At 48.3% G+C, this 3,233-nt stretch carries 2 rRNA genes; both read left to right on the forward strand.

The features are described from left to right. The first annotated feature begins 127 nt into the window (after positions 1-127). A 23S ribosomal RNA gene (locus FC27_RS11320) occupies positions 128-3,044 on the forward strand. A 70-nt stretch (positions 3,045-3,114) separates the two neighbouring features. Then, positions 3,115-3,231 (forward strand): 5S ribosomal RNA (rrf, locus tag FC27_RS11325). Positions 3,232-3,233 lie beyond the last annotated feature (2 nt).

Below are 3,233 nucleotides of genomic sequence, written 5' to 3' on the forward strand. Positions count from 1 at the left end.
AACTCGTACCTTGAAAACTGGATATTAAGAAATAATGAATTAAAGAAACACCGAAAACTGCGTGGTGATAATATCACCATTTTGTACGAGAGATCGTATGTATTAAGAATTACCTTTGTAATTGATAGGTTAAGTTATAAAGGGCGCACGGTGGATGCCTAGGCACTAGGAGCCGATGAAGGACGTAACTAACGACGATACGCCTCGGATAGCTGTAAGTAAGCTATGACCCGGGGATTTCCGAATGGGGGAACCCGGTCATCGTAATGGATGATTACTTGCAAGTGAATACATAGCTTGTAAGAGGAAGACGCAATGAACTGAAACATCTAAGTAGTTGCAGGAAGAGAAAGAAAAATCAATTTCCATAGTAGCGGCGAGCGAAACGGGAACAGCCCAAACCAGAGAGCTTGCTCTTTGGGGTTGTAGGACAGACGACATGAGAAAAAAGGAAAAGATAGCTGAACAAGTTGGAAAGCTTGGCCAGAGGGAGTGAAAGCCTCGTAAGCGAAATCGGATCCACTCTAGTCTGTATCCTGAGTACGGCGGGACACGAGAAACCCCGTCGGAATCTGGGAGGACCATCTCCCAAGGCTAAATACTCCCTAGTGACCGATAGTGAACCAGTACCGTGAGGGAAAGGTGAAAAGAACCCCGGAAGGGGAGTGAAACAGATCCTGAAACCGTGTGCCTACAAGTAGTCAGAGCTCGTTAAAGAGTGATGGCGTGCCTTTTGTAGAATGAACCGGCGAGTTACGTTTGCATGCAAGGTTAAGTAGAAAATACGGAGCCGAAGCGAAAGCGAGTCTGAATAGGGCGACTAAGTATGTAGACGTAGACCCGAAACCAAGTGACCTACCCATGTCCAGGTTGAAGGTGCGGTAAAACGCACTGGAGGACCGAACCCATGTATGTTGAAAAATGCTGGGATGAGGTGTGGGTAGCGGTGAAATTCCAAACGAACTTGGAGATAGCTGGTTCTCTCCGAAATAGCTTTAGGGTTAGCCTCGGGGAAAAGGATCGTGGAGGTAGAGCACTGTTTGGACTAGGGGCCCGTCTTGGGTTACTGAATTCAGATAAACTCCGAATGCCATAGATCTATACCCGGGAGTCAGACGGTGAGTGATAAGATCCATCGTCGAAAGGGAAACAGCCCAGATCACCAGTTAAGGTCCCAAAATTCATGCTAAGTGGAAAAGGATGTGGAAATGCACAGACAACTAGGATGTTGGCTTAGAAGCAGCCATTCATTCAAAGAGTGCGTAATAGCTCACTAGTCGAGTGATTCTGCGCCGAAAATGTACCGGGGCTAAGCATGATACCGAAACTGTGGATGTGTCGTAAGACACGTGATAGGAGAGCGTTGTAAAAGCATTGAAGCTGTACCGTGAGGAGCAGTGGAGTTTTTAGAAGTGAGAATGCCGGTATGAGTAACGAAAGACCAGTGAGAATCTGGTCGGCCGAAAGACTAAGGTTTCCTGGGGAAGGCTCGTCCACCCAGGGTTAGTCGGGACCTAAGATGAGACCGAGAGGTGTAATCGATGGAAAACAGGTTGAGATTCCTGTACTAGTTTATTTTGTTTGAACGATGGAAGGACGCAGGAGGATGATGTGAGCGCGCTGATGGATATGCGCGTCCAAGCAGTAAGTCTTGAGTTGAGTCAAATGCTTAACACTTTAAGGACAAGCTGTGATGGGGAGTGAAATTATAGTAGCGAAGCACAGTAACTCACACTGCCGAGAAAAGTTTCTAGTTAGAAATAAACTACCCGTACCGCAAACCGACACAGGTAGTCGAGGAGAGAATCCTAAGGTCAGCGAGTGAACTCTCGTTAAGGAACTCGGCAAAATGACCCCGTAACTTCGGGAGAAGGGGTGCTGGTGTAACAGCCAGCCGCAGTGAATAGGCCCAAACAACTGTTTATCAAAAACACAGGTCTATGCTAAATCGTAAGATGACGTATATGGGCTGACGCCTGCCCGGTGCTGGAAGGTTAAGAGGATCAGTTAGCGTAAGCGAAGCTGAGAATTGAAGCCCCAGTAAACGGCGGCCGTAACTATAACGGTCCTAAGGTAGCGAAATTCCTTGTCGGGTAAGTTCCGACCCGCACGAAAGGCGTAATGATTTGGGCACTGTCTCAACGAGAGACTCGGTGAAATTATAATACCCGTGAAGATGCGGGTTACCCGCGACAGGACGGAAAGACCCCATGGAGCTTTACTGTAGCTTGATATTGAGTTTTTGTGTGACATGTACAGGATAGGTAGGAGCCGTAGATATCGGAACGCTAGTTTCGATGGAGGCGTTGGTGGGATACTACCCTTGTTATATGAAAGCTCTAACCTACACCAATAAACGTGGTGAGGGACAGTGTCTGGTGGGCAGTTTGACTGGGGCGGTCGCCTCCTAAAAAGTAACGGAGGCGCTCAAAGGTTCGCTCAGAATGGTTGGAAATCATTCGTAGAGTGTAAACGTAAAAGCGAGCTTGACTGCGAGACTGACAAGTCGAGCAGGGACGAAAGTCGGAGTTAGTGATCCGGTGGTACCGAATGGAAGGGCCATCGCTCAACGGATAAAAGCTACCCTGGGGATAACAGGCTTATCTCCCCCAAGAGTTCACATCGACGGGGAGGTTTGGCACCTCGATGTCGGCTCATCGCATCCTGGGGCTGTAGTCGGTCCCAAGGGTTGGGCTGTTCGCCCATTAAAGCGGTACGCGAGCTGGGTTCAGAACGTCGTGAGACAGTTCGGTCCCTATCCGTCGCGGGCGTAGGAAATTTGAGAGGAGCTGTCCTTAGTACGAGAGGACCGGGATGGACATACCTCTGGTGTACCAGTTGTTCTGCCAAGAGCATCGCTGGGTAGCTACGTATGGACGGGATAAACGCTGAAAGCATCTAAGTGTGAAGCCCCCCTCAAGATGAGATTTCCCATTCCGTTAAGGAAGTAAGATCCGTTAAAGAATATGACGTAGATAGGCTGCGGGTGGAAGAGTAGTGATACTTGGAGCTGAGCAGTACTAATAGATCGAGGACTTAACCAAGTCAGCAGTTTGAAGTGTAGAAATAATTCATTAAACTTAATATCTAGTTTTGAAGGTACGAGCAAAGAAGTGTGGTGGCGATGGCAAGAAGGATACACCTGTTCCCATGCCGAACACAGAAGTTAAGCTTCTTAACGCCGAAAGTAGTTGGTGGGAAACTGCCCGCGAGGATAGGTAGTTGCCACGCTT

The sequence above is a fragment of the Companilactobacillus versmoldensis DSM 14857 = KCTC 3814 genome (assembly GCF_001434295.1).
GTDB classification, from domain to species: Bacteria; Bacillota; Bacilli; order Lactobacillales; family Lactobacillaceae; genus Companilactobacillus; species Companilactobacillus versmoldensis.